The organism is Nostoc sp. LEGE 12447, assembly GCF_015206985.1.
Lineage (GTDB): Bacteria > Cyanobacteriota > Cyanobacteriia > Cyanobacteriales > Nostocaceae > Nostoc.
In genome coordinates this window covers 27,437-53,878 of the sequence record NZ_JADEXT010000047.1, presented here as the reverse complement: position 1 = coordinate 53,878, position 26,442 = coordinate 27,437, and the positions used below count along the sequence as shown (strand labels likewise).

Annotated in this window: 26 protein-coding genes and 3 tRNA genes; 14 read left to right on the top strand and 15 right to left on the bottom strand. The window is 42.2% G+C overall.

Annotation, left to right across the window (positions count from 1 at the left end):
- The first annotated feature begins 243 nt into the window (after positions 1-243).
- From IQ274_RS30360 to IQ274_RS30350, 3 genes are all read left to right on the top strand, one after another.
- A complete protein-coding gene (locus IQ274_RS30360) occupies positions 244-1,203 on the top strand; it encodes a ribonuclease Z (RefSeq protein ID WP_163926592.1) in 960 nt (319 codons plus the stop codon).
- 561 nt (positions 1,204-1,764) lie between these two features.
- A complete protein-coding gene (locus tag IQ274_RS30355; protein WP_194144451.1) occupies positions 1,765-3,981 on the top strand; it encodes a GumC family protein in 2,217 nt (738 codons plus the stop codon).
- Between the two features lie 228 nt (positions 3,982-4,209).
- A complete protein-coding gene (locus IQ274_RS30350; RefSeq protein ID WP_163926593.1) occupies positions 4,210-5,355 on the top strand; it encodes a SpoIID/LytB domain-containing protein in 1,146 nt (381 codons plus the stop codon).
- Between the two features lie 83 nt (positions 5,356-5,438).
- Here IQ274_RS30350 and IQ274_RS30345 read toward each other — a convergent pair whose 3' ends face one another.
- On the bottom strand, positions 5,439-6,737 hold the full coding sequence (locus IQ274_RS30345; RefSeq protein ID WP_194144450.1) for a hypothetical protein: 1,299 nt from the start codon (positions 6,735-6,737) through the stop codon (positions 5,439-5,441).
- Between the two features lie 216 nt (positions 6,738-6,953).
- Here IQ274_RS30345 and IQ274_RS30340 point away from each other — a divergent pair, with 216 nt between their 5' ends.
- Positions 6,954-7,433, top strand: a complete 480-nt coding sequence (locus IQ274_RS30340; protein ID WP_012411525.1) for a hypothetical protein — start codon at positions 6,954-6,956, stop codon at positions 7,431-7,433.
- A gap of 90 nt (positions 7,434-7,523) precedes the next feature.
- Here the strand turns inward: IQ274_RS30340 and IQ274_RS30335 are convergent.
- The 7 genes from IQ274_RS30335 to murA all read right to left on the bottom strand — a co-directional run bounded on the left by IQ274_RS30335 (position 7,524) and on the right by murA (position 13,821).
- Positions 7,524-7,595, bottom strand: a tRNA-Gln gene (locus IQ274_RS30335).
- Between the two features lie 521 nt (positions 7,596-8,116).
- Positions 8,117-8,914: a WecB/TagA/CpsF family glycosyltransferase gene (locus IQ274_RS30330; RefSeq protein WP_163926595.1), complete on the bottom strand. Its 798-nt coding sequence runs from the start codon at positions 8,912-8,914 to the stop codon at positions 8,117-8,119.
- 350 nt (positions 8,915-9,264) lie between these two features.
- Positions 9,265-9,525, bottom strand: a complete 261-nt coding sequence (locus IQ274_RS30325; RefSeq protein ID WP_228058452.1) for a hypothetical protein — start codon at positions 9,523-9,525, stop codon at positions 9,265-9,267.
- 39 nt (positions 9,526-9,564) lie between these two features.
- Positions 9,565-9,648: transfer RNA gene (locus IQ274_RS30320), tRNA-Leu, on the bottom strand.
- A 109-nt stretch (positions 9,649-9,757) separates the two neighbouring features.
- Positions 9,758-10,879, bottom strand: a complete 1,122-nt coding sequence (locus IQ274_RS30315) for an alpha-hydroxy acid oxidase (RefSeq protein ID WP_194144449.1) — start codon at positions 10,877-10,879, stop codon at positions 9,758-9,760.
- 115 nt (positions 10,880-10,994) lie between these two features.
- Entirely contained in the window at positions 10,995-11,873 is an 879-nt protein-coding gene (locus IQ274_RS30310) for a M48 family metallopeptidase (RefSeq protein WP_163926597.1), read from the bottom strand.
- Positions 11,874-12,453: 580 nt separating this feature from the next.
- Entirely contained in the window at positions 12,454-13,821 is a 1,368-nt protein-coding gene (gene murA, locus IQ274_RS30305) for a UDP-N-acetylglucosamine 1-carboxyvinyltransferase (RefSeq protein WP_114084512.1), read from the bottom strand.
- Between the two features lie 409 nt (positions 13,822-14,230).
- On the opposite strand from murA, the gene IQ274_RS30300 reads away from it, so the two are divergent.
- Both IQ274_RS30300 and IQ274_RS30295 read left to right on the top strand, forming a co-directional pair.
- Positions 14,231-14,312 (top strand) — tRNA-Leu (locus IQ274_RS30300).
- A gap of 79 nt (positions 14,313-14,391) precedes the next feature.
- Entirely contained in the window at positions 14,392-15,180 is a 789-nt protein-coding gene (locus tag IQ274_RS30295) for a TrmH family RNA methyltransferase (RefSeq protein ID WP_194144448.1), read from the top strand.
- A 24-nt stretch (positions 15,181-15,204) separates the two neighbouring features.
- Here IQ274_RS30295 and IQ274_RS37825 read toward each other — a convergent pair whose 3' ends face one another.
- Positions 15,205-15,747: a hypothetical protein gene (locus IQ274_RS37825; RefSeq protein ID WP_322745375.1), complete on the bottom strand. Its 543-nt coding sequence runs from the start codon at positions 15,745-15,747 to the stop codon at positions 15,205-15,207.
- A gap of 53 nt (positions 15,748-15,800) precedes the next feature.
- On the opposite strand from IQ274_RS37825, the gene IQ274_RS30285 reads away from it, so the two are divergent.
- Complete coding sequence (locus IQ274_RS30285; protein WP_194144447.1) at positions 15,801-16,484, top strand: glutathione S-transferase family protein; 684 nt, start codon at positions 15,801-15,803, stop codon at positions 16,482-16,484.
- A 66-nt stretch (positions 16,485-16,550) separates the two neighbouring features.
- On the top strand, positions 16,551-17,402 hold the full coding sequence (locus tag IQ274_RS30280) for a CmcJ/NvfI family oxidoreductase (protein WP_194144446.1): 852 nt from the start codon (positions 16,551-16,553) through the stop codon (positions 17,400-17,402).
- 73 nt (positions 17,403-17,475) lie between these two features.
- Here the strand turns inward: IQ274_RS30280 and IQ274_RS30275 are convergent, their stop codons facing one another.
- The gene (locus IQ274_RS30275; RefSeq protein WP_194144445.1) at positions 17,476-18,879 is read right to left on the bottom strand and encodes a tyrosine phenol-lyase; all 1,404 of its coding nucleotides are present in this window, start codon (positions 18,877-18,879) and stop codon (positions 17,476-17,478) included.
- A gap of 92 nt (positions 18,880-18,971) precedes the next feature.
- Positions 18,972-19,211 (bottom strand): hypothetical protein, encoded by a 240-nt coding sequence (locus tag IQ274_RS30270; RefSeq protein ID WP_194144444.1) that lies wholly within the window; start codon positions 19,209-19,211, stop codon positions 18,972-18,974.
- 430 nt (positions 19,212-19,641) lie between these two features.
- Here IQ274_RS30270 and IQ274_RS30265 point away from each other — a divergent pair, with 430 nt between their 5' ends.
- The 3 genes from IQ274_RS30265 to IQ274_RS30255 all read left to right on the top strand — a co-directional run bounded on the left by IQ274_RS30265 (position 19,642) and on the right by IQ274_RS30255 (position 20,997).
- On the top strand, positions 19,642-19,779 hold the full coding sequence (locus tag IQ274_RS30265; protein WP_167306164.1) for a hypothetical protein: 138 nt from the start codon (positions 19,642-19,644) through the stop codon (positions 19,777-19,779).
- Positions 19,780-20,141: 362 nt separating this feature from the next.
- Positions 20,142-20,432: an S-layer protein gene (locus tag IQ274_RS30260; protein WP_194144443.1), complete on the top strand. Its 291-nt coding sequence runs from the start codon at positions 20,142-20,144 to the stop codon at positions 20,430-20,432.
- A 43-nt stretch (positions 20,433-20,475) separates the two neighbouring features.
- Positions 20,476-20,997, top strand: coding sequence for an NUDIX hydrolase (locus tag IQ274_RS30255; RefSeq protein WP_194144453.1), 522 nt, complete (start codon positions 20,476-20,478; stop codon positions 20,995-20,997).
- Here the strand turns inward: IQ274_RS30255 and IQ274_RS30250 are convergent.
- Positions 20,983-21,561 carry a Uma2 family endonuclease gene (locus IQ274_RS30250; RefSeq protein WP_163926605.1) on the bottom strand — a complete coding sequence of 193 codons (579 nt, stop codon included), beginning with the start codon at positions 21,559-21,561 and terminating at the stop codon, positions 20,983-20,985. The genes IQ274_RS30255 and IQ274_RS30250 overlap by 15 nt on opposite strands.
- 87 nt (positions 21,562-21,648) lie before the next feature.
- On the bottom strand, positions 21,649-22,740 hold the full coding sequence (aroB, locus tag IQ274_RS30245) for a 3-dehydroquinate synthase (RefSeq protein ID WP_163926606.1): 1,092 nt from the start codon (positions 22,738-22,740) through the stop codon (positions 21,649-21,651).
- Positions 22,741-22,904: 164 nt separating this feature from the next.
- Between aroB and IQ274_RS30240 the strand changes: the two genes are divergently transcribed.
- On the top strand, positions 22,905-23,000 hold the full coding sequence (locus tag IQ274_RS30240; protein WP_094332720.1) for a cytochrome b6-f complex subunit PetL: 96 nt from the start codon (positions 22,905-22,907) through the stop codon (positions 22,998-23,000).
- Positions 23,001-23,077: 77 nt separating this feature from the next.
- Here the strand turns inward: IQ274_RS30240 and bioB are convergent, their stop codons facing one another.
- A complete protein-coding gene (gene bioB / locus IQ274_RS30235) occupies positions 23,078-24,085 on the bottom strand; it encodes a biotin synthase BioB (RefSeq protein ID WP_194144442.1) in 1,008 nt (335 codons plus the stop codon).
- A gap of 326 nt (positions 24,086-24,411) precedes the next feature.
- Here bioB and IQ274_RS30230 point away from each other — a divergent pair, with 326 nt between their 5' ends.
- Complete coding sequence (locus IQ274_RS30230) at positions 24,412-24,987, top strand: GNAT family N-acetyltransferase (RefSeq protein ID WP_179073324.1); 576 nt, start codon at positions 24,412-24,414, stop codon at positions 24,985-24,987.
- A 244-nt stretch (positions 24,988-25,231) separates the two neighbouring features.
- Positions 25,232-25,717: a hypothetical protein gene (locus IQ274_RS30225; protein WP_194144441.1), complete on the top strand. Its 486-nt coding sequence runs from the start codon at positions 25,232-25,234 to the stop codon at positions 25,715-25,717.
- A gap of 25 nt (positions 25,718-25,742) precedes the next feature.
- Here the strand turns inward: IQ274_RS30225 and IQ274_RS30220 are convergent, their stop codons facing one another.
- Positions 25,743-26,402 carry an SMI1/KNR4 family protein gene (locus IQ274_RS30220; protein ID WP_163926609.1) on the bottom strand — a complete coding sequence of 220 codons (660 nt, stop codon included), beginning with the start codon at positions 26,400-26,402 and terminating at the stop codon, positions 25,743-25,745.
- Positions 26,403-26,442: the final 40 nt, after the last annotated feature.

Below are 26,442 nucleotides of genomic sequence, written 5' to 3'. Positions count from 1 at the left end.
CCACACTGATCCCTTCCCGAACTCAGAGGTGAAACGCTGTTGCGGCAACGATAGTTTAGGGGTCGCCCTACGCAAAAATAGCTCGGTGCCAGGGATAATACTTAACAAACAAAACCCGCTAGCTTATTCAATAGCTATCGGGTTTTTGGTTTTTCTGATTAAGGCTATCAAAAAATAAGTCAATAACCGTGTCACTATAGAAAATAGAGCTGCAATATTGAGCAATAGGAAGGCTAAAGCACTGTGCAGATAACATTCTTAGGGACGAGTTCCGGTGTACCCACACGATCGCGTAATGTTTCCAGTGTCGCCCTGAGATTACCCCAAAGGGCAGAACTGTGGTTATTCGATTGTGGTGAAGGCACCCAGCATCAAATTATGCGGAGTGAACTGAAAATCAGTCAACTCTCCCGAATTTTTATCACCCACATGCACGGCGACCACATCTTTGGCTTGATGGGACTTCTTGCTACTTGCGGCTTGGCTGGCAATGTGGAAAGAATTGATATTTATGGACCACCTGGATTAAATGATTATATTCAATCCGCCTCACGTTACTCCTACACACACTTTTCTTACCCAATTAAAGTTCACGCCATCCGTCCAGGGGTAATTTATGAAGACGATGACTTCACCGTTAGCTGCGGTAATTTGCATCACAGAATTACAGCTTTCGGCTACCGCGTAGCCGAAAAAGACCGGACAGGACGCTTTGATGTAGAAAAAGCCAAAGCGTTGGAAATTCCTTCTGGCCGTATTTACGGTCAACTCAAACGCGGTGAAACTGTTACTCTTGATGACGGCCGGGTGATTGATGGCACCCAATTATGCGGTCCTACAGAAATTGGCCGGAAAATTGCCTATTGCACAGACACAATTTATTGTGATGGTGCAGTGGAATTAGCTCATGATGCAGATGTATTAATTCACGAGGCAACCTTTGCCCATCAAGATGCAGATATGGCTTTTCAGCGCTTGCATTCCACAACCACAATGGCAGCGCAAACAGCTTTAGCTGCTGGGGCACATCGACTGATTATGAGTCATTTCAGCCCCCGTTATGCTCCTGGCAATACCTTGGAGTTGAAGGATCTCCTTAAAGAAGCCCGTGCTATTTTTCCCCGCACTGACATGGCTTATGATTTCATGATTCATGAAGTACCCAGACGGCGAGAAGTAGAGTTAAGCAAGGTAGGCATTTAATTTTAGGTTTTAGATTTTCTATTGAATCCTTCTAATTTACAATCTAAAATTAACCAGGCTCTATTTTGGAGTTTAATACTCCAAATTATAACGCCCAGCAAATAAACAGCAGTTTGATTTTACAAGTAAGTCAACTAGTTAACCAACAATTTATGGTTATCTAAGTGGAGAAAAAATCTCCAAAGAGTATGGGTTAAATATTTTTCTCAATGTTTTTTATACTACAAGTTATCAAAAGAACTTTAATTTCTATAGTATTGTTGTAAATTAGATGATTTTCTACTTCAATACTTAGACAAAATAATTAATTTTTGGTCAAGATTTTTATCCTTTCAATAAAATATTTATTGAAAATTTATTCTTCCAACACTGATTAAGAATTTATATGGATGAATTGATGAACATGAAAGCACGAGTTGGCATAATATTGTGCCAAGTGAGCTTGTCATTGTTGGAAGAATAATTAAGTGTGCTATTGCGGCTATAGGTGTAAAAAACATTTCAGATTTCTCATAAATCTTCCAAATAAATATATTGTTTCGATATTAGAGGAGTTTGATAGTGGCTAAGATTAGTCTGAATCAAGAGCAACAAATTACTACTACTTCAGCACAAGGCGCAGTTGACATCAGACAACTATCTACTATTTTGCTTCGCCGACGCTTTTTGATCTTGGGGGTTTCCTGTGTAGTTATGTCTGCTGCTAGCCTCTTGGCTGTCATTGCCAAACCTACTTACCAGAGCAGTATGCAGATATTGGTGAATTCCAATTTATCTCAAGAGGCACAGTCAAATAATATTCCAGTCGTGGCAGATACTCAGGTTACTAATTCTAATTATCAAGTTGTTGATTCCACTACTCAGATGAAACTTCTGCTGAGTTCTAAGCTTCTCCAGAAAGCCGTAGATTTAGTTCATTCTGATTATCCTGATATTACCTTAGCGGATATCAATGGTCAAACAAAACAGAACAAAAAGGCACCTCTAGAAGTAACTCCAGAAGAGGGAGGTATAGGAGCTAATAAAGTTTTTAGTCAAGTATTTAAAGTTTCTTTCAATGATGAAGATCCAGTTAAAGCACAAAAATTACTGCAAGCTTTACAAAAAGTTTATCAAAGTTACAATAAAGAACAACAAAAAGAACGCCTGAATCATGGGCTAGCTTTTGTAAATGCTCGCTTACCGGAGATCAAAAAAGAGGTAAGTAAAGCTGATAAAAATTTGGAACAATTTCGCAAAAAACATAAATTACTAGATCCCGAAGTTCAAAGTAAAATCTTGTTAGAATCTCTAGCCGATATTCAAAATCAGCTACAAACGACTCGTGCCAACCTTCAAGATGCAAACGCCCGTTACGATAACCTAGAGCAACAAATAGCGTCTTCATCGCAGCAGAATGAACTAATTTCTTCTCGTTTAAATCAGTCAAGCCGTTATCAAACATTATTGGGTGAAATTCAAAAGACCGAACTAGCATTAGCTAAAGAGCGACTGCGGTATAGAGATGATTATCCATCGGTACAAAAGCTAAAGCAACAACGCCAGAGTCAATTGTCACTATTACGACAAGAGGTAAAATCTATTACTAATAGCAGTAAAGGAGAACCGCTTTCAAAAGGGCAAATAATAGGGGTTGATCCAACGCTAATAGATGAGTTTATTTTGGTGCAGACAACTGTTTTAGGACTAACTGCCAATGAAAAAAATCTAGCTGAATCAGAACAGCGTCTCCGTTCTGAACTAAACAAATACCCAAGCTTAATAGCAGAGTACAATCGTTTACTGCCAAAGGTAGAAACTAGTCATAAAACCCTTGAACAACTCCTTCAAGTACAACAGTCTTTAGGGCTAAAAATTGCTCAGGAAGGATATAATTGGCAAGTTTTAACAGAACCTGCTCTAGGGACTTATATGGGGAATAACAGATTATTCCTTTTGGTTGGAGGAACTCTGATTGGACCGATTTTAGGTATTTTAGCAGCCTTGATTTTAGAAAAGTTTAATGACGCTATTTATTGTGCGGGAGATTTGAAGAAACTGACGAATCTACGTATACTCGGATCAGTGCCAAAATTGCCGTCGCATAGTGCGAAAAAACGGTGGTTGGGACTGCCTTGGAAGGGGCGGCGCAGATCAAATGACTCTGTAATAGAAGCTACTACTAGATTGCCTGTCCATGAGAACCTGGATATGATCTACCAAAATATTCAAATATTAAAATATCCCTTACCTTTCAAGTCGCTGATGTTTACTTCAGCACTACCAGGGGAAGGGAAGACAACCTTGGTATTAGGGCTTGTAGCTAGCGCTACCCGGATGCACCGACGGGTATTAGTTATTGATGCTAATTTGCACAATCCTAGCTTGCATAAAATCTTGGGACTATCTAATGATTGGGGACTATCTTTGTTATTAGTTGATGAGACAACTACTGATTTTCAAGATTATATCCAGCCTATTCATCCTTCCATTGATATTTTGACTGCTGGACCGGAACCAGAAGACACGGTGAAGTTGCTCAGTTCTCAACGAATGAAAGAACTAATAGAGTTATTTGAGCAAAGTTACGACTTAGTACTGATAGATGCTCCACCTATTTTAGGTACGGTTGATGCCAGGATTGTGGCATCTTTTTGCAATGCTATTGTGATGGTAGAGCGCATGGGCAAAGTAACCCGAACTGAACTGACTCAAGCTACAGAAATTTTGAGTCAGTTGAATTTAATTGGAATTATCGCTAATGAAGTGAGTAATTCCCAAAAGGTATTGGCATCGTAGGCTGAAGAAGCATTGGGAATTGGAAATTGGGTATTGGAAATAGATAGAAAAGAGGAATTCTCTCACTACCTTCCGGCTTCTTCTCCTGATTTCTAGCTGATAGCTAAAGCAAAATGCATAATGAGTAGGAGGTGGCAACCTCCTGCGTTGGAGAAGTGTCTCATCTTAAAGTAGTAGACGTGATAATCCAGAGCGTCAATTAGATACTAGTGTGATTAGATGGCCAGCATGAAATTCCAACTTTACTTAGGCTTTTTATTTTCCCAGATTAAAGTACGTCATTGGTGGGTGAGTGTCCTCTTATGGATTGCTTTGGTTGCCCCAGCCCAAGCGTCTGTAATTCTGCGCGTGGCAATTGAGAGGGGCGTTAATCAGGTAAAAGTGGGCAGTTCTACCACTGGGATCGTCAAGGATAGTACCGGACGCACTCTCGGACAGTTACCAGCGATGAGTGCATATTATGCCCAAGCCATTCCTGGCGGAGTTGCTTTAGATAAGTGGCAGTCTGGTTTATTTTGGATTGAGCCAACGGGTAAAGGATTTGTTTATATTGGCGATCGCTGGTATCGGGGTAGAACTCTGGTTGTCCCCACAGAAAAAGGCTTAACGGCTGTTAATTGGGTTGATGACCAAGAATATCTCTACAGCGTTCTTGGTGGCGAAATGGATGCTAGCTGGCCCCAAGAAGCTTTAAAAGCCCAAGCGATCGCAGCTCGCACCTACGCTCTCTACGAACGTGAAAAACAACGGAATAATCCAGTTTACGATTTAGGGAATACCCCAGATCGTTGGCAAATTTACAAAGGTGTCATCAGTGAAGCCCCCGCTACTTACGCCGCAGTGGATTCCACACTAGGGCAGGTATTAACTTACAAAAACCGGATTATTCTCTCAGTCTTCCATGCTTGTTCTGGGGGACACACCGAAAATGTAGAAGATGTTTGGGGAAATACCTTACCCTACCTGCGTGCTGTTCAAGACTACGATCAAAATATCCGCGAGTGTAATTGGGTGAAAACCTTCTCACCCAATGAAATTAGCGCCAAATTTCCTGAGATGGGCAGTGTGACGGCCATGATTCCAGAGACATACTCACCTTTTCGCAGTGTTAAAGTCTTGAAAATTGTTGGGAATAGGGGTACGAAGGTGCTACAGGGCGAGCAAGTGCGAACAGCCCTCAAGCTAAAAAGTACCCGCTTTACCGTTACTAAGGGAGCCGATGGTAGTTTTGTACTCCAAGGGCTTGGCTACGGTCATGCTTTAGGTATGAGTCAGTGGGGGGCGTACAATCTGGCTCGGCAAGGAGTAAACCACCTGCAAATTTTGGGACATTATTATCAAGGTGTAGCCCTAACACCAATTCAGGCGAAGTAATTTGGGCATTGGGCATTGGGCATTGGGGACTTGATTATTAATTCTTCTCCCTCTGCTCCCCTGCCCCTCTGCCCCTCTGCTTCCTATTCCTCACTCCCACGTTCCAAGCGCCGTTGCCATTCAGCATCAATTTGTGCAGAACGCTCAACTTCCTGGTCAAGTAAGTCAGTTTCGCTAGAGTACACTAAATCTTCCTTGCTAATGACTTTTTCTTGGGCAAATTGTTGAGCATAATCGATTTTTTGTTGCAAAGGTGCATCAGGGCTTGCCAATAGCCTCGATCGGGAAAGGCGATCGCGATTGCGATCGCCTATTTTGCGATTACGCCACCGAATCCAGAAGTAACGCAATAACGGTATGCCTAAGAAACCTGCTCCGTAAGCCAATAGCAGCCAATAAATTCCTTGCACAAAAGCTACTAGTCCACCTAATTGGGCAGCAACAGTGCCATCTCTCAACAAACTTCCTAGTACTAAAGCACCAACAAAATTTAGTGCCCCCAACCCCGCACTCAACATAATTTGCCCTGAGCTTGCGGCACTAAAACGCCAAGGCAATTCCTCTAAGTAAGATGATATTGAATGACGGCGCTTTTTAACCGCACTCACCTGTAACTCTGGGAAGTAATAAACAATTTGACCTTCTGGACTTACCGCCGGTTGCCCATTAAATCGCGTCAGAACGGGCAGCATGTAATCTTCGTACTCTCTTGTATATCCCTCGCCGATATCATCCAAGTATGGGGCAATTTGTTCTGCTACCACTGCGCCACGATTGCTCCGAATCACCGTAGCAATTTCTTGCCAGCGACGTTCGTCTAAGTTGGCGTTAGGATTCCCATCACCAAACAAAAACGAAAAGACAGCTTCAAAGAAATTCAGATTGCTTTCTTCTCTGGTTTCACGTCGCCGTTCCTGGTAGTAGGTGTCATAATTTGGGCTAAGATACCAGAATAAATTTGGAAAATAAAAGAAACCCCCACCGCCGGAATTACTTCCCCGATTGTCGCCGTCGCGATCGGAATTGGCAGCAGTAATAATTAGGAAGATGGTAACAGTTATCAGGGCGATGGAAACAGTTAAGAAAATTCCAAAAGAAATCCGAATCAGGTAAAACAGAACACTCCAGATTTTTTTCCACCATTCCTGCAATCGTAGCCGGAAGTATTTATTACGCAAAATTGCTCGAAAGTTTTGTGGAAAAAGGAAAACTATATCACCTGAATCCGCTACCTGCAAATGTCCTCCAGCGTCAGATGCCAGGGCTAACAAGCTTTGATTAGCTTCAGCGACGTTCAATCCTGCCTGGGTTGCCACATCACCAACGGTGACACGGTAGCCCAGTTTTTCGACAGCTTGCATGATGGTGGGATTGGGAGCCATTGCTCTCCCCTCCTGTTGAAACTTATTCCCGTTTTATTAAGTATAAAGTTTTATTTTGAGCGATTTAGCAGGGTTAAGAATGAAGAATGAAATTATGGAAATTACGTCAATTTAGCAACCCAGCAGTGAAATAGATAAACCAACAAAAGACCTGACACACAACATGTTATAATTATTTCCCTCAGCTTGGTTAATCAGCAAATTTTCTGCTCAAATATGGTTCAATATACTCTCGCTCAAAGTCCAGAAATTATCCTTACTGTTTCTGGAAAAGATTCAGCCAAAGCCCGTGATAAAGCAATGGATCAGCTGATGGAACTGATGGATGCAGGTAAGCTACCCACGGAACTGGAAGAAGGATTTGGCCCTCAACAATTAATTGAGGTTAAAGAGTCAACTATTGACACTGCTAGCGGTGAGGATACTATTACACAAGCTGTCCAGGTTTTAAGTAACCTGGCCACACTCAAGCTGAAAGTTCAGGAGTCACGAGCTGAAGCGTTAGAAATTCGCAAAGCGGTTGATGTTCTTTTCACTGACGATTCGGTGACTGAAGAGGAAATTACTCGACTCAAGGAAGGTTTTAAAGTCCTGAAAAATTTTGCCCAAGCTAATGTACGTTATCAAGAAGCACGATCTAAAGCAGAACAGGCTCGGCAAACTCTAGACCAAGCTCTAAAATCGCCTGATAAGTAAGCTCTACAGAATCAGATAAATTGAGTTGAATTTTTTGCTAATTGAATAACAACTCTAAAAGACAGGTGTAACAACCTGTCTTTAGATATACTGGGGCGCTAGGATTCGAACCTAGGGATGGCGGGACCAAAACCCGCTGCCTTACCACTTGGCTACGCCCCAACGACTTTACTCTAGTTAATATAGCAGTTAATCCTAGGTTTGTGTCAAGTACTTTAATGGTTTATTTCAGATAATGGATTTTTACGGCAGGACATTGATTGGTCGAAATCCTTACACTTAGACTTTTTCATGGCTTTGGGGTGAACCCTTGAATCGATACTTGGCTGTATCGTCGAACTCACTTTAAGAGCAAAGGAATTGCGATCGCGATTCCTTTTGCATCTAAAATCTGCTTCATTTGATTATGAACGGTTTATCATCTGTTCCTGCTTACAAGTGAGACACTATTTCTTCTTGTTAATGACTTGTTTGTAAATTGCCATCAACTGCTGATAATTAGCTTCAGGAGCATATTTAGCTAGAACCCTTTCCTGGTTCACAAGCATACGCACAAAGGAGAATTTTTAACTGTTTCATGCCCGACATTTCCTTGATGTCGCCAATATCGTTCCAACTATTCCTTCAGAAGCATCTAGATTATTTCTTCCCACGCCAGTCAATCTTGCCCTATTTCCTTTTCCTTAATCCCCAGTCTCGTGAAGAAAAACTGCTGCAATCCGACTTGATGATAGTAGTTGCTTGGTAGCCAGCCATATAAATAGTGGAATGGTCTTAGCATAGCGGCCGCAAAGTCGGCGTGGTTCTTGAATCCATCGATACAGCCATTCAAGTCCTAAGTCTCTAACTATGCGGGGTGCCCGCTTGTGAATTCCTGCATAAACTGGGAAAACTCCACCCAGTCCAATCATTACAGCTTGTATCTTACCTTTATGTTGAGCTATCCAATTTTCTTGCTTAGGACATCCTAGAGATACAAGGACGGCGCTAGCACCACTAGAATTAATCTTTCGAACCAAGGCTTCGTCTTCAGTTTCAGTCAGGGGACGAAAGGGTAGAGGTTCCATCGCCGCAATCTTCATTTGGGGAAATTCCTGCTCTAACCTTTTTCGCATCCTAGAAAGAATTTCTGTTTGGGAACCTAAAAAGAAAATACTGAGATTTTGTGTTTGAGTTCGCTGACACAATGCCAAAAAAATATCCATCCCTGCCACACGGTCTTGGTAAATAGCCCCCATTTTTCGCATCATCCATACAAGAGGCATACCATCAGGAGTAACTATATCTGCATTTCGTAATACTGTAGCAAACTGTGGATGCCAATGAGCTTCAATGAGCATGTGTACATTAGCTACGTATACAGTTTTACTCTCACGCTTACCCGCCCACTTCAGTATTGTTTGTATCTGCTCGTCAAAACGTAAAGCAGTAATAGGGAAATCAAGCACTTTTTTAGTAGGTAGAAGCACTCTTGCCACCATCAATAACTCCTATGTCCAAGAAAAAAATCCATAGATTGCTTAGACCATTCCGAATATTGAATAATTCGGATTGGATGACTCCTGACTTTTTATAGGCTTGTGTCATCGTTGGAAGTTAACACATGGAGGTGCAATTGCTTTTTTAGTATGCTTTTAGCTTAATCGGTAATATTATAAGTATTTGGTATTGTGTCCTAGCTTACTGTTTTAAGATAGGGGTTTTAGATGCTGCTTGACAAAATTCATACTTTCTTCATAATTAATTTTTGATTGGTTCATGCAAGCATTACAATTACGATAAATTCCTAGTAGAAACTTTATTACTAGGTAGTATTTTTTACGTAATTAGTTTACATAGAAAAACGAAATACCAGATGCCGATTTTGATACGTAATTATGTGCTGAAGAGATAAAAGCCCAAAAAATAAGGGGAAGATAAGTTTATCTTCCCCTGTTCGATTATTTTTGTTATTGTCTGGCTTGTTAGCTTCTTTGAGTTTTTGACGTAACATTTGGCGTTGCTTTTTGAGTTGCCGCTTCCTCGCAGAGCCGCCTCTACCTTTGTCATTCCTACCTTCTTTACGGGGAGATTCCCATCTTTTCAGGCGCATGAGTTTTCAACCTCTCTATTCTATTTACTTATTTAGTAGTGGGCAGGAGGAGAATCGAACTCCTATGACCGCAAGGTCGCCACATTTTGAGTGTGGTGCGTCTACCAATTTCGCCACCCGCCCTTATATCCAACTTAACTATTGTACTATATATGAGCGATTTTGTAACAGGTTTGAAAATTAATTATCAAAGTTTTTCTGGAATAATGATGTCTAAACTATTATCTAAGGCTTAAAAGCGTGGCAAGGTCAATAAACTAGGGTTAATATCCTCTAGGTTTGCACAGCCACTAAGTGCCATCCCCACATTTAGCTCATCTTGTAGCAGTGAGATAACATGAGATACACCAACTTGTCCTGCGACTGCTAGTCCCCACAAAATAGGTCGTCCAATCAGTACCGCTTTTGCTCCTAATGCCAGAGCTTTGAGAATGTCTGTGCCCCTACGAATGCCTCCATCCAGCAGCACTTCTACTCTACCATCCACTGCTGCTACTATTTCAACTAGGGCTTCTATTGAAGCGATCGCACCATCGAGTTGTCTGCCACCATGATTGGAAACAACAATTGCTTTTGCCCCATATTCTACAGCCCGCACAGCATCATCTCCCCGTAAAACTCCTTTGATGACTAAAGGTAATGGAGATAAGGATTGCAACCATGCCAAATCGTCCCAAGTTACTGCTGGATTTAGCTGTTGGGCAAAATAGGTAAATAATCCAGATTCACCTTTTTCGTGGGAAATATCTAGTCCTGAGATGGTGGCCAGATTAGCCAGATGTAAGTCTGTGGGTAAGGCGAACTCGTTACGTTTATCTCTTTCGCGTTGTCCGAGAACAGGTGCATCTACAGTCAGACAAAGTGCTTTATAGCCTGCTTTATAAGCTTTTTCTACTAAAGCACGAGTTAATCCCCGGTCTTTATGGATATAAAGCTGGAACCATCGCAGAGAATCTGGAAATTTATCAGATGCAGTCGCTACTTCTTCAATGCTCTTGGTGGCCATTGTACTTAATACCATCCCCACACCAGCTGATGCGGCAGCTAGAGCTGTGGCCACTTCTCCATCTGGATGGGCTAGACATTGAAAAGCCATTGGCGCAATTAACAAAGGTAGTTTCAGGGGTTGTCCTAAAATAGAGGTAGTTAAATTGCGATCGCTAACATCGACTAATATCCGAGGTCTTAACTTGACTCGCTCAAAGGCAGCACAATTATCTCGTAATGTGATTTCGTCCCAAGCACCACTGCTATAGTAATCAAGGGTCATTTGAGACAGATGCTCTTTTGCTAGCTTTTCGTACTCAAATAGATTTATGGGTTGAAAGCGATGGTCGTTGGATACAACTGTCATGGTAGCGGCTGTGGGTTAACCAATAGGATGTTTTTAATCCGATTGTCTGATTAAACGATTTTTTTAGTAACTGAGTTCTTTTAAAGGAACTGACAGTGCGATCGCATTAGTAACTCTACCAGTTTCGCCAGCCGCCTTTGGATGCAACTTCATTACTTGTAGATTTCAATCCATGACTTTGAATTAAAGATTGGTATTCTGTGCTGCTTGCCCAACGGTCAATTTCTCGCGCCCGCAACACTGGCACTGGATGGGTTAATTGGGCTGTGCGGGCGGTTTTGACCATTTCGCCTAATTCGGTCTTGCTAATGTCATCATAAGCGCGGGCTTGGGCAACAAAAGCATCGAGATTCAGTTGTGGCGCTAAAATTGGGGAACCACCCGCCAGCTTCATTAACACTGACATGACAACTTTGGGATCTTGGGTTGCTAGTAACGCGGCGCGATCGCAGGTAAACTCAGCACAGCGTACCCATTCTAAAAGTTGTGCCTGTATCGCTTGAGCAACAAAGGTTCCGACATTGGGCACAATTGCCGCAGCTAATATTAGTAAATTTACTGGGGTCAAGTAAACGCTATGGTCACACTTGAGATGCCCCAACTCGTGGGCAATTACTGCCTGTATTTCCTCTGGTGTGAGGATATCAATTAGGGATGTATGTATCACCACAAAGGGCTGCTTACCGCGCACAGCAAAAGTATAGGCGTTGGGAGCCGGATGTTGCCGGACGTATAACTGGGGAGGCTCGATATCCAGAATTTCACAAGCATCTAACAACAGCTTGTATAAATCAGGTAGTTGTTTTTCACCCACCAGAATGCTGGAAGCAATATTTTCTACATAGAAAACCTGCTCTGCCATTGGCCCAAGCCAATTTCGCACCAACATATCTATGCCTGGTATTTGCTTGAGCGTTTTAGTAGCTTCCAGGTCTAATGGATGACGAAATGAGTCAGCTTTTAAACCAATCAGAGGGGTTTTGAAGAAAGACATAGTACAGCAAGCTATAAAAACACAACTATGGAATCTGGCTGTTCATTTAAACCAGTCACCTACAGTTAGTATAACGATGTGAACTACCCCACCGCTTATGCGGATGGGGCTTCCCAATTCAACGGGAACTGCCTCCAAAACTGCGTAGTTCTATTGGTCTTACATTCCCTCCAAGGGCAGGAGTCCTGGTTCCCAAGACCCATACTTTTCCTTGCAACATATACCTATTAGCTTGGTTTTCGCTTATGGCATTGATGGTCAAGATATCTCTATTCTAATGGAAGAGAGTTCTTTTCCTCATCCACTCCATGACGGTTGATATCTCCTCATATCAATTTGTTCAGGGGTAGAATCGTCACCTCACTCGCAATCTATGCCCACCGTAAGACGGATGGGGAATTCCGCGAAATTTGTTAACCAGGGTGGGCAGGGAAAGCAGGGGGGAGAAAATTTTAGCTTGCTTGTCTCCCTCAGTCTCAACGAAGAGGCAGGGGGGAGGGAGCATGGGGAGAACTTGCAACAAGTCTTTCCCTTTGTCCCCCGCCCCCTGCGGCAATTCCTCTTATTCAACCTATCAATTTCAACTTGAAAGGCTACTGATGCTGGGAGCGATTTCGGCATCTGCTGATGTTTCGCCCACACGAAGGATTTTAGCTCCCAATTGCTGCAACTTCATATCGAGCCGATCATAGCCGCGATCAAGGTGCTGTAATCCTTGAATGGTCGTTTTTCCTTCTGCTGCCAGTCCTGCGATGACTAACGCTGCTGATGCTCGTAGGTCTGTGCCTAATACTGGTGCGCCAGACAATTTTGGCACTCCCCGAACGAAAGCAGCGTTGCCTTTAACACGAATGTCTGCCCCCAAGCGATTCAACTCTGAGGCATGACGCAAGCGATTTTCAAAGACGGATTCGTTAATCACGCTGTCGCCTTCGGCCAATGTCAGCAAAGACATGAACGGCGCTTGCATATCTGTAGGGAAACCCGGATGGTATTGAGTTTCAATATCCGTTGCCTTGAGAGTTTCTGCCGGCAGAATGCGTAAGTGTTCAGGCTTGTCCTCAATTATCGTCACCCCAATATCCCGCAGCTTGGCAATCACTGGTATGAGATGTTCTGGAGCCACTGGCGAGAGAAGAAGTTCGGAACGGGTAATTGCTGCTGCCAGCAAAAACGTTCCGGCCTCAATGCGATCGGGAATGATACTGTAGTCAACAGAATGCAATTTGGGCACTCCTTCAACAATAATCCTGCTAGTACCCGCCCCCTTAATCTTGGCTCCCATCGCGTTACAGAAGTTAGCTAAATCAACTACTTCCGGTTCTCTGGCAGCATTTTCGATGATGGTTTCGCCCTCTGCCAGGGTAGCCGCCATCATCAAGTTTTCCGTCGCTCCAACGCTGGCGATATCTAAGTAAATCTTCGCACCTTTTAATCTCCGGCTGCTGCCAGGGACGTAGGCATTACAAATGCCATGCTCAATCTGCACCTCAGCCCCCATTGCTTGCAGTCCTCGCACATGCAAGTCAACTGGTCTTGCCCCAATAGCACAACCGCCTGGTAAAGGCATCTGTGCTACTCCCAATCTTGCAAGAATGGCACCAATGGCAAAAAAACTTGCTCTTAGCTGGGTAACTAGTTCGTAGGGAGCTTTTGATGTTTTAATTTCGCTGGCGTTGATATCTAAAATATCGCCTTGCCGCGTTAAGCTTACACCCAAAGCTGATAACACCTGACCCATCCGGTCTACGTCCGCCAATAAGGGGACATTGCGGATACGACAATCGCCCGGACACAGCAAGGCTCCAGCCATGATTACCAGTGCTGCATTTTTTGCCCCGCTAATTTTCACATGACCTCGCAAAGGATGCCCACCCCAAATTTGCAAGACTGAGGAGTCTGCTTCTGGAGCAATTTTGGCATCTGGTAAGCTGGTAGAAGGATTGATAAGCCTACCTCCAAAAGTAATACGTATTTTATATGTTTGAAGTTGGTTTTGATTCTACAGTAAAGATTCAAATTGTCCACATTTTAGAACAGCATATTGCATAAAAAAATTGTTTTTTGGTGAAAAATAATGGCTCAAAGCAAGCAATAGCAATTATTTTGAGCTTTTAAAAAATTTAATAAAAAAGAATGAATAAGTAGTAGTTTTAAGCAAAAATAAATACTCAGTAAAATGACTTAAGTATTCTCTAAAAATCAATGCTCTACTGTTCAGTTAATATTTTGATTCGACCTAATCCCCTGAAAAATTCGTTTCCAGTCTGAGCCTCTTAAAGGAGGCATTAAGTTCTCACTTGACAAAGGTAAAACATAACGCAATAATAGGAAATTGTCGATAAAGACAAGTGCCAGCGGAACTGGCGGAATTGGCAGACGCGCTAGATTCAGGTTCTAGTGCCGCAAGGCTTCCGGGTTCAAGTCCCGGGTTCCGCATAACCAGTGCTGAGTGCCGAGTAGTGAGTGCTGAGAAGGAAAAACTCAGCACTCACTACTCAGCACTCACTACTAAAAAATGTTGACCAGTTTACAAAATTCCTTAGTTAAGCAAATTCGCAAACTCCACTCCACCAAGGAGCGGCACAAGCAGCAGTTATTTTTACTGGAAGGGACGCACCTGTTGGAAGAGGCTTGTGCGGTAAATTACCCACTAGAAACAGTGTGTTGTACTCCAGATTGGCAAGCAGCGCACTCATCACTCTGGGAAGAGGCTTGTAGTAAAAGCGATCGCGCCGAGATTGTCAGCGAAGAAGTATTAAATGCGATCGCTACTACAGTCCAACCGGATGGTGTGGTAGCAACGGCAAAACGAAGGGATAGCCAAACTCAACTACCATTGACTGGTTTAGTTTTAGCTTTAGAAACAGTACAAGATCCAGGAAACCTGGGTACGATGATTCGCACTGCGGCGGCGGTGGGAGCATCAGGTTTGTGGGTAAGTGAAGATAGTGTAGATTTAGACAGCCCAAAAGTTCTCCGGGCTTCCGCAGGGCAATGGTTTCGCCTAGCAATGTCCGTAACCGAAGATTTAAAAGCAACAGTTCAACAAAGTCAGCAAGCAGGAATGCAGGTAGTGGCAACCTTACCCAGTGCGACTTTAACTTATTGGGATGTGGACTGGCGCAAACCCAGTCTGATTTTATTGGGAAATGAGGGGGCTGGATTGTCGGCAGATTTAGCAGCGATCGCAGATCAACAAGTCAGAATTCCTTTGAGTCCTGGGGTAGAATCTTTGAATGTAGCGATCGCAGCTGCTTTAATGTTGTACGAAGCTCGGCGGCAAATGAGTCAGAGACGCGATTAATCGCCTCTGTACAGGAATTAAAACTCATAACTTTTCTTGAGTTTTTGTCTTTTCTTCAAGATATTGTTCAATATCAGCAACTGCGTCCTCAAGGGCCGCTAAATCAATAGCGATCAAATCTTGATCGACTTCGACTTCACTGAGATTAGTAGTATGCAGTTGCGGGAGTTGTGGAATTTCTTCTTCCTCAGTTGAAATTTCTTGTAAGATATCCTCCAACTGATCGAGGGATTGCTGAAACACTTGATCGGCGACGCGGCGCTGTTGTGGCTGAATTGGCTCCATAATATTGACTTGAAAATCCTGATTTACTGACCTAATTGTGATTGCAGTTTCTACAGATTTAAATTTTGCACTTATAACATCATAGTTGTGTGCTGTATCAACTTTAGCAGTGGTTATCAATAATATCGATACTTGGCTTTGGTCACTTTTGCCAAGTCGTCTCCAATTGTTAGTACTTGTATTTTTGTAAAGACTGTGGATAATCCCAGAAATTTGTACTTTAATTCGACCGACAAACCGTAGTATAATATTCAGTATGCGATTGCACTCTTGCGTCCCCAATAGTTGGTATTTAGTAGTACTGCGCGTCTACGCATTTACAAGGAAAGTATTTTATGAGCAACATACAACTTTACTTTGCCAAAGCCTCCACCTTTTCTCAAAGAACCCGTGTGGTTTTACTAGAAAAAGGAATTGACTTTAGCAGCACTGAAATTGACTTACAAAACAAACCAGATGGCTATACACAGATTTCGCGCTACGGCAAAGTCCCTGCGATCAAACATGGGGATATCGAAATTTATGAGTCTGCCATCATCAACGAATATCTTGATGAAGTCTTTCCAGAACCACCTTTATTACCCCGCGATCCAGGAGCTAAAGCGATCGCTCGGATCTGGATCGATTATGCCAACACTCGCTTTGTACCCGCCTTTAACAAATTCCTGCGTGGTAAAGATGCTCAAGAACAGGGACAAGGACAAAGAGAGTTTTTGGAAGCATTATTGTACATTGAGCAAGAAGGACTAGGTAAGCTTTCTGGTAATGGCCCTTACTGGTTAGGGGAGCAATTGAGTTTAGTTGATATCAGCTTCTATCCTTGGTTTGAACGCTTACCCCTCCTAGAACACTTCCGCAATTTCACCTTACCAACAGAAACCCCTCGTTTGCAGAAATGGTGGAATACCCTGCGCGATCGCGAGTCAATTCGGGCTGTGGAAAATCCTACAAGCTTCTATTTAGAAAGATTTGCCAAGATTCTTGGTGCGCCCACTCCCGTTGCTTCTGCTCAAAAATAGTTAATAGGTTACAGTCCCCTATCCGCCATCACTAAAACATTGTTGAATTCACTGGGAGATTAACCCATGAGCTTAAACAGTCAATTATTCAAAGATATACCGCACGTTGAGGGAGAACTCCATTACCTCACCCCGACAGCAGAAAAACCTGTTAACTACACTTACGAACCACCACCAGGTATTCCACAGCGAAGTGGGAAGTATGAGGTACATACACTCCCAATCTACGATGCTCGGGCGATCGCAGAAAATGTGTCCTTAGATCAGCAGGGATTCGCCTTGGTCGAACAGCACAGCACTGTTAAAGACTTTTACGATCGCGATGAGGTGCGCCGTGTTTACTACCCTGAAGCCGAGGAATTTCTCAAGGATTTGACAGGTGCCCAAAGGGTGATAGTGTTCGATCACAACCTGCGTAATGCCGAACGAGCGAAGCAGGGCGAACAAGGCATAAAGACACCAGTCAGGGGCGTACACAACGACTTCACCGCCAAGTCTGGTTATAGTCGCGCCCGTACCGTGTTGGAAGCAATCGGTACTGAACATCCTGATGAGCTTCTGCGGCACAGATTTAGTGTAGTTAACCTCTGGCGATCAATCGCAGGACCAGTTCAAGAGTCTCCATTAGCGGTGTGTGATGCCCAAAGTATCGCACCGAATGATCTCGTGGCTACCGATCTTGTATATCGCGATCGCGTTGGCGAAACCTACGCAGTCACGTACAATCCAAAACATCGGTGGTTCTACTTTCCACAAATGCAACGGGACGAAGCGCTACTTATCAAGTGTTTTGACTCAGAGGAAGAAGGTTTGGCGCGGTTCGCCGCCCACACCGCATTCGACGATCCAACAAGCCAGCCAGATGCCCCACCACGTGAGAGTATCGAGTTGCGGACGTTGGTTTTTTATGCCGCATAAGGAGCAGGGGAGCAGGGAGCAAGGGGAAAATTCCTCTCCTCTGCACCCCTGCCTCTTCAGCCCAATTCTCCTATTACTGCAATTCAAATCTTGCTTGAAAGAAGCGGAGATACTTCGGCTCATAAATCATTTTGAGTCCGCGTAGGCGATCGCGATTATGATAAACTTCTTCAACTGCTTCAGCAGTCAGATCCATGTGAGCCTGGGTGTAAACACGGCGTGGAATAGTCAAACGGACTAGTTCTAACTCTGGATAATAATTATCGCCTGTTTCTTTATTGCGCCCTGCGGAAACGATGCCCCGTTCCATTGCCCGAATGCCTTCCTCTAGATATAGTTCTGCTGCTAGACGTTGTGCCGGAAATTGGTCTTGGGGGATTTGTGGTAAAAAGCGTTTGGCATCTAAATAAATGGCATGACCGCCAATCGGCACAACAATTGGAATATCCCAATCTAAAAGCTTTTGTCCGAGGTATTCAACCTGACCGATACGGGCACGAATATGATCGTCTTGAACTGATTCTTCTATACCCCGTGCCATAGCTTCCATATCCCGGCCAGCCATACCACCGTAAGTATGTAAACCTTCATAAATTACGATTAGGTTACGTGCTTCTTCGTAAAGATTATAGTCATTGAGAGCCAGCCAACCGCCAATGTTAACTAATGCATCTTTCTTGCCGCTCATGGTGCAACCGTCGGTATAGGAGCAAAATTCGCGTAAGATGGTAGCGATCGCCTTATTAGAATAACCATCTTCCCTCTGCTGGATAAAGTGAGCGTTTTCCACAGCGCGGGTGGCATCAAGAATAATCCGGATACCGTAAGTTTGGGCTAACTGATGTACCCCCCGCAGGTTAGCCATAGAAATTGGCTGTCCGCCAGCCATATTCACGGTTCCGGCGACGCTGATATAGGGAATACGTTCTGCTCCAACTCGCTCAATTAGGTCTGTAAGCTTTTGTAAGTCTACATTACCCTTGAATGGATGCAGTGATTGGGCATCGTGGGCTTCGTCAATAATCACATCTACAAAAGTGCCACCAGCTAACTCCTGATGCAGCCTGGTTGTGGTGAAATACATATTGCCAGGTACGTAGTCACCTGGTTTAATCAGTATTTGAGAAAGAATGTTTTCCGCACCACGCCCTTGATGAGTGGGTACAATATGGCGATAGCCGTAATACTTTTGGATACTTGCTTCTAAATTGTAAAAATTTTTGCTGCCGGCATAAGCTTCATCACCCAGCATCATCCCTGCCCACTGATAATCGCTCATGGCTGAAGTGCCGCTATCAGTGAGCAAATCAATATAGACATCTTCAGAACGTAGTAGAAAAGTATTGTAACCCGCTTGTGCGATCGCTTGTTCGCGTTCAGCGCGAGTAGTGATTTTTAATGGCTCAACTACCTTAATTTTATATGGCTCTGCCCAAGAGCGACGGCGGCGCGGAGACGTTTGCTTGGCATCGGTCATAGATTCATTGCTCCTTCATGCAGGTAAGGCAAATATTTGCATACCATTTTGGGTGCTAATAGTTGCTGTTGCCAAGACCGTCATAAGTACTTTTAGCGTTCTTTAGGGGCACACCACTGAGCTATTGGTTCAATTCGTGCTTGCTGGATCAATTCCAAAACTTGTGATTTATTACAACTATAGGTAGATGTTAATAATTCCTCACCTTGTTTTTTGGCATCCTCGGCTGATATACCAAAGGTCATAATTTCTTCGTCTTGATTAGCTGTAATTTTCTCAACTGGAATAATACATATATATTGCGGTTCATTATGTCTTATTTGTTGCACCATTATTTACTTACCATTTCACTATTAGTTGTATCTATTTTAAAGTCTAGATAAATCACGAGTGAAAGTGAAACATAATCAGTATTTAAGTAGTTTTTGGTTAAAAAAATACTAGTTTTTACACATGGTTAAGGCAACGTTAAGAATTCTCTCAAAATTGCCAAATTTCTAAGTGTAAACAGTTACGTATGGGAAAATAAAGTTAAGCATCAACAAATATCTTTTTGTAAATTTTTGTTTATTAGATCGGTAATGCGTTAAGACACACGCTTTATCGTAAACATCCCTAAACGGATTAATTTAAATCTCTGTTGATTAGTCTTTGGGAATTAGCAAATCAAGGCTGATATTCCTAAAGATGAACTTTTCTTTGCTCAATACAGGCTTCATACCTTGAGTAAGTGCAAGTTTAATAAAAATTGGAGGTTATAAAATGGCAATTCGAAATAACTTAGTTAACAATTTCTGGCAAAGAGTACAACAAGATTCAGTTAGTTGGGGTTCGTTAGCTCTTTGGATCAGTGGATTAGTTGTTCTATTAGTAATGCTTACCATGTTTTCTAACGCTTAGGTTATTCTAGTTTCTGGGCAACAGCCCAGGAACTAACATCTGGGAGACTTTCATCCCTAGAAAACTAAAGTTATGAACTGCAAACTTTTGATAACAGTCGTAGTGCTATAGGACTAGTATTTGATTTTTGAAATGCACGTAGTGGACTGTCTACACAAAATAGTGCATTAGACGTAGGTTGGGTGGAGCGGAGCGCAACCCAACATATATCAGGATGTTGGGTTACGCAAAGCCTCCAACCCCACTTGCTACAACGCGGGGAACCCGCGCAACGCAGTGGCTCCCCAACCTACAATTTTTTTGCAACATTTTAGCCTAGACAGTCCATTACAAGACTATCAAGATTTTTTCAGAAATCAAATATGATTCCTATAGCTACTACTAGCTTTGTTACTCCTGTTAAATCTCAAGAACCTACTACCGACACACCAGCAAAATCGAATCAAGTTTTGAATGCTTGTATCCAAAATCAAGCAGAAACTTTGCCGAATCCCTTTAGTGATGTGCCAAAAGACCATTGGGCTTTTAAAGCAGTTATGACTATGCACTATTGCGGTGCATTCCGTAAAGCTACGCCACCAGCTTTATTTAATAAATTGCAACCAACAAATAGCCAGCAGCAACCGCAGAAAGAATCGCAGTTTGAAAAATAAAATAGGAGTCTTATAACTATATTAAATAGCAGAAATGAAGCCAATGAGTGAGAAGGATTGCAGAAAGACTGTCATCCAAACAGGCCAAAAAGTCAATTTTGTAGATATTGGCAGTTCATTTTTGCCTGCCTTTGAAAAGATAACGAGTGTTCTAGTCGTACCTTTTACCAAGGATGGTTTAATTGTATGCGCTCTCCTTGACCGTGGTATTGACCTCCCTGGGGGACATGTGCAGATAGGCGAATTTACTTGTGAGGAAACTGCAAGACGAGAAGTTATGGAGGAGGTAAAAGTAACTCTAGGAGAATTAAAACTTGTGAAATTTATCCAGTCTGATTTTTACGGTAGTCAACCTGAGCAGCTTACATACCTTGTGGTCATGACTGGATTTGTTGAGGAAATAATCTCTAACAATGGCTACGACTGTCTAAGCTTATGTACACATGAAAGTATGGGAAGAAACATTATAGATATTGATGAATTCATTTCTCAATATCAAGCAGGTAATAAAAATGATATGCGTCAAATTGTGCTAGACGCAAAAAGTGTGCTATTCAACATTTAATGGTATTTTCGCCTTTTGAAACACCTGCTCAACAGTAAATTCGAGTCCCTCAAATAGGGAATCTGTAAGTAATTCGTCTCCCATATAAGTTTGTGGTGCTGCATCTGGATAAAAAACAGTAATACTTCTGGCTTTACTATCTACCACCCACACTCGCAGCACCTTAGCATCCAAATAGTCTTTGGCTTTAGCTGCCATTTGTCCAAAGGTTTGTCCGGGTGAAATAATTTCAATTACCAAATCGGGAGGAACAGAACATACTCCTTCTTGTTCCCAATCCGGGGGTAAACGTTCATTGGAAATATACAAAATATCCGGTATTGGCATCCAATCTTGCCCTCGACGGGTTAAGGCGATAGCTAATTCTGGACAAACTTCTCCTTTACCTTGACAGCATTGCTCAATCAAATTGAGGAGGGCACGGGTAAGTTTAGAGTGAAATTTTTTTGGTGACATTTTAGGACTTGCATGACCATCAACAAATTCATAGGTGATATCTCCCTCGCCGGGTGGAAGATTTAGGAACTCTTGCAAAGTTAATTGATTCTTGGCTTGGAGTATCATGGCTCATTAATTCGTAATTCGTAATTCGTAATTGAAGGATAGAGTAACTAATTTTTATTCTGACTCCTGAATTCTTCTGCAAACTGTTCACATTCCCCGCAAAACTTGCCGAATAATATCAGATGGCACTTCATCGGTAACTGTAACTACACCAATCTGCGTTGGTAAAACAAACCGCACTTTTCCTGCTTTAACTTTTTTATCTAGTTGCAACGCCTCTATAATTCCTTCAATATCCAACCCAGATGGTAACTGAGTCGGTAAACCTGTTTTTTGAATTAAAGCATTTTGACGTTCTGTGTCTTCCTTTTGCCACATTCCCAATTCCACAGCAATTTGACCGGCTGCTACCATACCAATAGCCACTGCTTCACCGTGATTCACTAAACGATAACCAGTCAAGCTTTCCACTGCATGGCCGATGGTATGCCCATAGTTGAGAATTGCGCGTAATCCGCCTTCTTTCTCATCTTTGCTAACAACGTCAGCTTTAGCTTGACAAGAGCGCGTTAATATGCTGCTTATTAGCTCAGGTTTTACATAGCGGAGTTGGTCGAGCCGTTTACTTGCTTCCAGCTGGGCAAACAATTCAGCATCCCAAATTACACCGTACTTAATAACTTCTGCCATCCCTGCCCGAAACTCGCGCATCGGAAGAGTTTTTAAAACATCTGGGTCAATCAAAACCAAACGCGGCTGATGGAATGCCCCAATCAAGTTTTTACCGTGGGGATGATTTACGCCAGTTTTGCCACCAATTGCCGAATCTACCATCGCCAAAAGAGTTGTAGGCACTTGGACAACATTAATACCGCGCAGCCAAGTTGCGGCGGCAAAGCCAGTCATATCGCCAATCACACCTCCGCCCAAAGCCACCATCGTCGCAGAACGTTCTAGGCGGTTTTCTAAGGCGACATCATAGAGTTTTTGGATAGAATTAAGGGTTTTGTAGCGTTCACCAGGCGGTAGGGTGCAGCTAGCGACTTCAAATCCCGCAGATGTCAGGGATGTAATTGCTCTTTCCCCATAATGCTTAAAAATCGTTGGATTAGAAACTAGCAGTACTTTCTTGCCTAGTTTCAGATTAGCCATCTGTTGACCCAGTTGATCTAAACTCGAAGGTGCGATCGCAATCTCATAAGACTGCTCTGGTAAATTTACATTAATTAAAGAAGTCATTGCTCAACCCCAAACAAGCGCCCGTGGGCTGTATTCTATCGCAATCTGGGAGTGGGGGAGATGAGGCAGACAAGAATAACCATGCCCCAATGACAAATGACAAATGACAAATGACTAATAACTAATGATTCAATATATTTAGGAAGTATTGTGGAGAAAAATAAATGTTTGCAATTGCAGCTTACATCGGCTTTTTAGCTTTGTTCTTCGGTTTATCTGTCGGTCTGTTGTTCGGTCTGCGGACTGCGAAGATAATTTAACTAAAACTCTTGTGGGGCTGGCATCTTGCCTGCCCTTAGTTAGGGACGGGTGAGACACCCATCCCACAAGAAGATATTTATCCTACAACTGCTGGACTTGCTACCTTCTCCTGTCTTTGGGAAGGTGGACGCATCCCCAAACCAAGTAAATTGAGCATTTCTCGGTCAGTATCGTAATCTGGACAGGGAGTTGTCACCGTCAACATTTTGTTGTCGTCGCTAGAAAAGATAGAATTGGCTCCTGCCATAAAGCAGAAAGCTTGTTCAACTTGAGAAAGTCTAGCCCTACCAGCACTCAGACGCACATCGGAACCTGGCATTAAAATTCTGGCTGTGGCAATCATTCGCACAATATCCCAAATGGGGACATCAGGTTGATTTTCTAAGGGTGTGCCCGGTACTTGTGAAAGAATATTAATTGGCACTGACTCTGGATGCGGATGTAAATTTGCCAGAGTTTGTAACATCCCAACTCGGTCATCGACAGTTTCGCCTAAACCCAGGATACCGCCAGAACATACAGTAACATTTGTCTGACGGACATTCTCAATTGTATTCAAGCGATCGCTATAAGTTCTCGTGGTAATAATTGTGTTGTAATATTCCTGCGAGGTATCTAAGTTATGGTTGTAGGCGTAAAGTCCCGCTTCTTCTAATTTTCTGGCCTGATTCGCCGTCAACATACCCAGAGTGCAGCACACTTCTAAACCCATTGCGGTTACATCCTTGACCATTTCCAGGACTTCCTCAAATTGTGAGTTATCCCGGACTTCGCGCCAAGCAGCACCCATGCAGATGCGACTAACACCAGTTTCTTTAGCTTTCTGGGCGATGTTAACAACGGTTTCCTTTTCCAGAAGTGCTTGCGCCTTTACCTCTGTTTTATAGCGCGAAGATTGGGCGCAGTAGCTACAATCTTCTGGACAACCTCCCGTTTTAATAGATATAAGCTTACAAACTTGTATTTTTGTTGGGTCATGATATTGGCGATGCACGCTAGCAGCTTGATAAATAAGCTCTAGCAATGGCATATTGTATATCGCCCGAATCTCTAATTCCTGCCAATCGTAGCGTATTCCCACCACATCACTATCCTTCTTGTAGACTGGGTTGAATCTTGAACTGTCTTTTGGTTGAATTTCCTGCGGTACAGCGTTTGGGCAAAGCGATTTTATCGAAGTTATGCCCCGTACTGTGCTTTATCACCCATTGGCTCTCAATCCTTGCGCTCTAGATATTAGACATCAGCTTATCAAGATTTTGGTGGAATGGCAGATTACCAGCAAAAATACTCACTCTGTCTGTTTTAAAGGGGATTGGGCAAAACAGTTCTCACTGCTGCTGCTAAACCGTAGGTATGAGAGAATTTATAAAATTTAGAGAATGTGCTGGGAAGAGATCCCGTCGATTTATGATATCAGAACTGCCACTAATTACTAGCGATCGCCTATTATTACGAGCGGCGATTCATGAAGATATACCCCAAATTCTTAAATACTTCATTTATAACAAAACTTATCTCACCCCATTCTACCCTCTATGGGCTGATGGTTTTTTCACTGAAGAATATTGGCAATATCAGATAGAGAATAGTTTTCTCGAATTTATTAATGGGCAATCATTAAAGCTATTTATTTTTACAAAAAAAAATCCTACTGTAGTTATTGGAACCGTAAATTTTAGCAATTTTGTAAGAGGAGCCGCTCATTTTTGCTACGTGGGATATAGTCTTGCTGAAAGTAAACAAGGTAAAGGATATATGACAGAAGGGCTAAAAGCCGCAACTCAATATTTATTCCAAGAGTTAAATTTTCACCGAGTTATGGCTAATTACATGCCTCATAATCGGCGCAGTGGCAATGTCTTAAAAAGACTCGGATTTGTCATTGAAGGATACGCTAGAGACTATTTGTTAATTAATGGACAATGGGAAGATCATATTATGACAAGTCTTACAAATACTAATTGGCAAGCACCAAAATTTTAAACAGCTATTTTCTAGTAGTGTAGAGATACCGAGCTTATTAAATAAATTCAGTATCTCTGTATTATATTTATACACAGCTAATTAACAACATTGAGACATTAGCTTGCAATATCTATAAATTCATAGTAAATCCATAATAAATACACAATAACTCCACAAGAAAATGCAAGAGTAATATTTGTTCACCATCTGGCTAATGAGCCAATGGATGAATTTCTTTTAGATGATTGAGGAGTTTTTCAAAATGTCTATTAATTCTATAAAGCGTTTATCTGTATTTTCTACTATCTTCGCTTTTACTACCATATTGCACGGAGTTGTTTTGGCAGCACCAGTTCCAACTTCCCACACTACAAAAGGTTTAACAACTCAGAATAGTCCTACAGCACACCAAAAACTTAATATTACAAAGCAACAGCGCTTACAAATCCAGCTTGCTCGCCAGCAAAGAGATAAGAATATTGAAACTCTATTAAACCCGTCTCAAGCCACTAAATTTAAGGCAGCGTTGCAATCCCGTCAGAGAATTAGAATAGTGTTAAAATCTTTGGATCTGAATCAAGATCAACAAAAACAGGTTCAATCAATTTTGCAAACTTATAACCAGCAAGTAAAACAAATTCTATCTTCACAGGCATCACAACCAACATCAAACTCAGTAGGAATTACTTCACCAACATCAAATCCAGTAGGAACTACTCAACCAGTATCGCAACTAATTAAAAAGTAAAAAACTCAGTTTGATTTAATTAAGCTTAAGTTTCCGAAGACTGGCGGATTTGATGCAAACTTCGGTTAAGCCAGTCTTCATACCAATCATAAAAACTTAAAGGCTGCCCCTGGTCGCTATTTGGATGAGAGTCATCAGGGTCGGTATCATGGAAAAAACTACAAAAATCCAAAGAAGCAGGATATATTCCATTATCATTAGTACGGTCATCTATCCAGATTTTGCCTGACTGCTCCCCGGTAATGACTAATATTGCATCAATTCCACAACCATAAGTTGTAATGGTGAGAGTCCCCTGGATAAACTTATTGTCAAAGTAAGCATCATTTCTATTGTTGACAATCAAATCTAAATCATTCCACGCTTCTGTTAAAGGAAATGGTTTAGAGAGAATTTCGTACTTCTCTTGGTATAGTTTTTCTGCGATGACATCTTCATATTCAATTCCCGATAGTCCAGATAAGCCGTATCCTGGCCCCGCACCACCATTGCCAATTTCTAACAGAAAGTTTTTATATTCACTTGGTAAACTAATATTGCATCTGGATTCAAACAGTTGAATATCTTTGTTACTCAAGCAAGGTTTTAATTGATATTGGTGTGATTCTGAACCAAAAACCTCAAATGTAGCGTCTAAAATAGCTAATTGAGTTAATTTTTTCTTTAATTGCAAAACTTTATTCATTATGCACTCTAGATTTTGATGGTGGCGCTGCCATATTTTA

Excerpts from the sequence above, each read along its gene's own strand:
- IQ274_RS30350 (WP_163926593.1), top strand. The coding sequence starts at position 4,210 with ATGAAATTCCAACTTTACTTAGGCTTTTTATTTTCCCAGATTAAAGTA.
- IQ274_RS30345 (WP_194144450.1), bottom strand. The coding sequence starts at position 6,737 with ATGGCTCCCAATCCCACCATCATGCAAGCTGTCGAAAAACTGGGCTAC.
- IQ274_RS30340 (WP_012411525.1), top strand. The coding sequence starts at position 6,954 with ATGGTTCAATATACTCTCGCTCAAAGTCCAGAAATTATCCTTACTGTT.
- IQ274_RS30330 (WP_163926595.1), bottom strand. The coding sequence starts at position 8,914 with ATGGTGGCAAGAGTGCTTCTACCTACTAAAAAAGTGCTTGATTTCCCT.
- IQ274_RS30325 (WP_228058452.1), bottom strand. The coding sequence starts at position 9,525 with ATGCGCCTGAAAAGATGGGAATCTCCCCGTAAAGAAGGTAGGAATGAC.
- IQ274_RS30315 (WP_194144449.1), bottom strand. The coding sequence starts at position 10,879 with ATGACAGTTGTATCCAACGACCATCGCTTTCAACCCATAAATCTATTT.
- IQ274_RS30310 (WP_163926597.1), bottom strand. The coding sequence starts at position 11,873 with ATGTCTTTCTTCAAAACCCCTCTGATTGGTTTAAAAGCTGACTCATTT.
- IQ274_RS30295 (WP_194144448.1), top strand. The coding sequence starts at position 14,392 with ATGTTGACCAGTTTACAAAATTCCTTAGTTAAGCAAATTCGCAAACTC.
- IQ274_RS30285 (WP_194144447.1), top strand. The coding sequence starts at position 15,801 with ATGAGCAACATACAACTTTACTTTGCCAAAGCCTCCACCTTTTCTCAA.
- IQ274_RS30280 (WP_194144446.1), top strand. The coding sequence starts at position 16,551 with ATGAGCTTAAACAGTCAATTATTCAAAGATATACCGCACGTTGAGGGA.
- IQ274_RS30275 (WP_194144445.1), bottom strand. The coding sequence starts at position 18,879 with ATGACCGATGCCAAGCAAACGTCTCCGCGCCGCCGTCGCTCTTGGGCA.
- IQ274_RS30270 (WP_194144444.1), bottom strand. The coding sequence starts at position 19,211 with ATGGTGCAACAAATAAGACATAATGAACCGCAATATATATGTATTATT.
- IQ274_RS30265 (WP_167306164.1), top strand. The coding sequence starts at position 19,642 with ATGGCAATTCGAAATAACTTAGTTAACAATTTCTGGCAAAGAGTACAA.
- IQ274_RS30260 (WP_194144443.1), top strand. The coding sequence starts at position 20,142 with ATGATTCCTATAGCTACTACTAGCTTTGTTACTCCTGTTAAATCTCAA.
- IQ274_RS30255 (WP_194144453.1), top strand. The coding sequence starts at position 20,476 with ATGAGTGAGAAGGATTGCAGAAAGACTGTCATCCAAACAGGCCAAAAA.
- IQ274_RS30250 (WP_163926605.1), bottom strand. The coding sequence starts at position 21,561 with ATGATACTCCAAGCCAAGAATCAATTAACTTTGCAAGAGTTCCTAAAT.
- aroB (WP_163926606.1), bottom strand. The coding sequence starts at position 22,740 with ATGACTTCTTTAATTAATGTAAATTTACCAGAGCAGTCTTATGAGATT.
- IQ274_RS30240 (WP_094332720.1), top strand. The coding sequence starts at position 22,905 with ATGTTTGCAATTGCAGCTTACATCGGCTTTTTAGCTTTGTTCTTCGGT.
- IQ274_RS30230 (WP_179073324.1), top strand. The coding sequence starts at position 24,412 with ATGATATCAGAACTGCCACTAATTACTAGCGATCGCCTATTATTACGA.
- IQ274_RS30225 (WP_194144441.1), top strand. The coding sequence starts at position 25,232 with ATGTCTATTAATTCTATAAAGCGTTTATCTGTATTTTCTACTATCTTC.
- IQ274_RS30220 (WP_163926609.1), bottom strand. The coding sequence starts at position 26,402 with ATGAATAAAGTTTTGCAATTAAAGAAAAAATTAACTCAATTAGCTATT.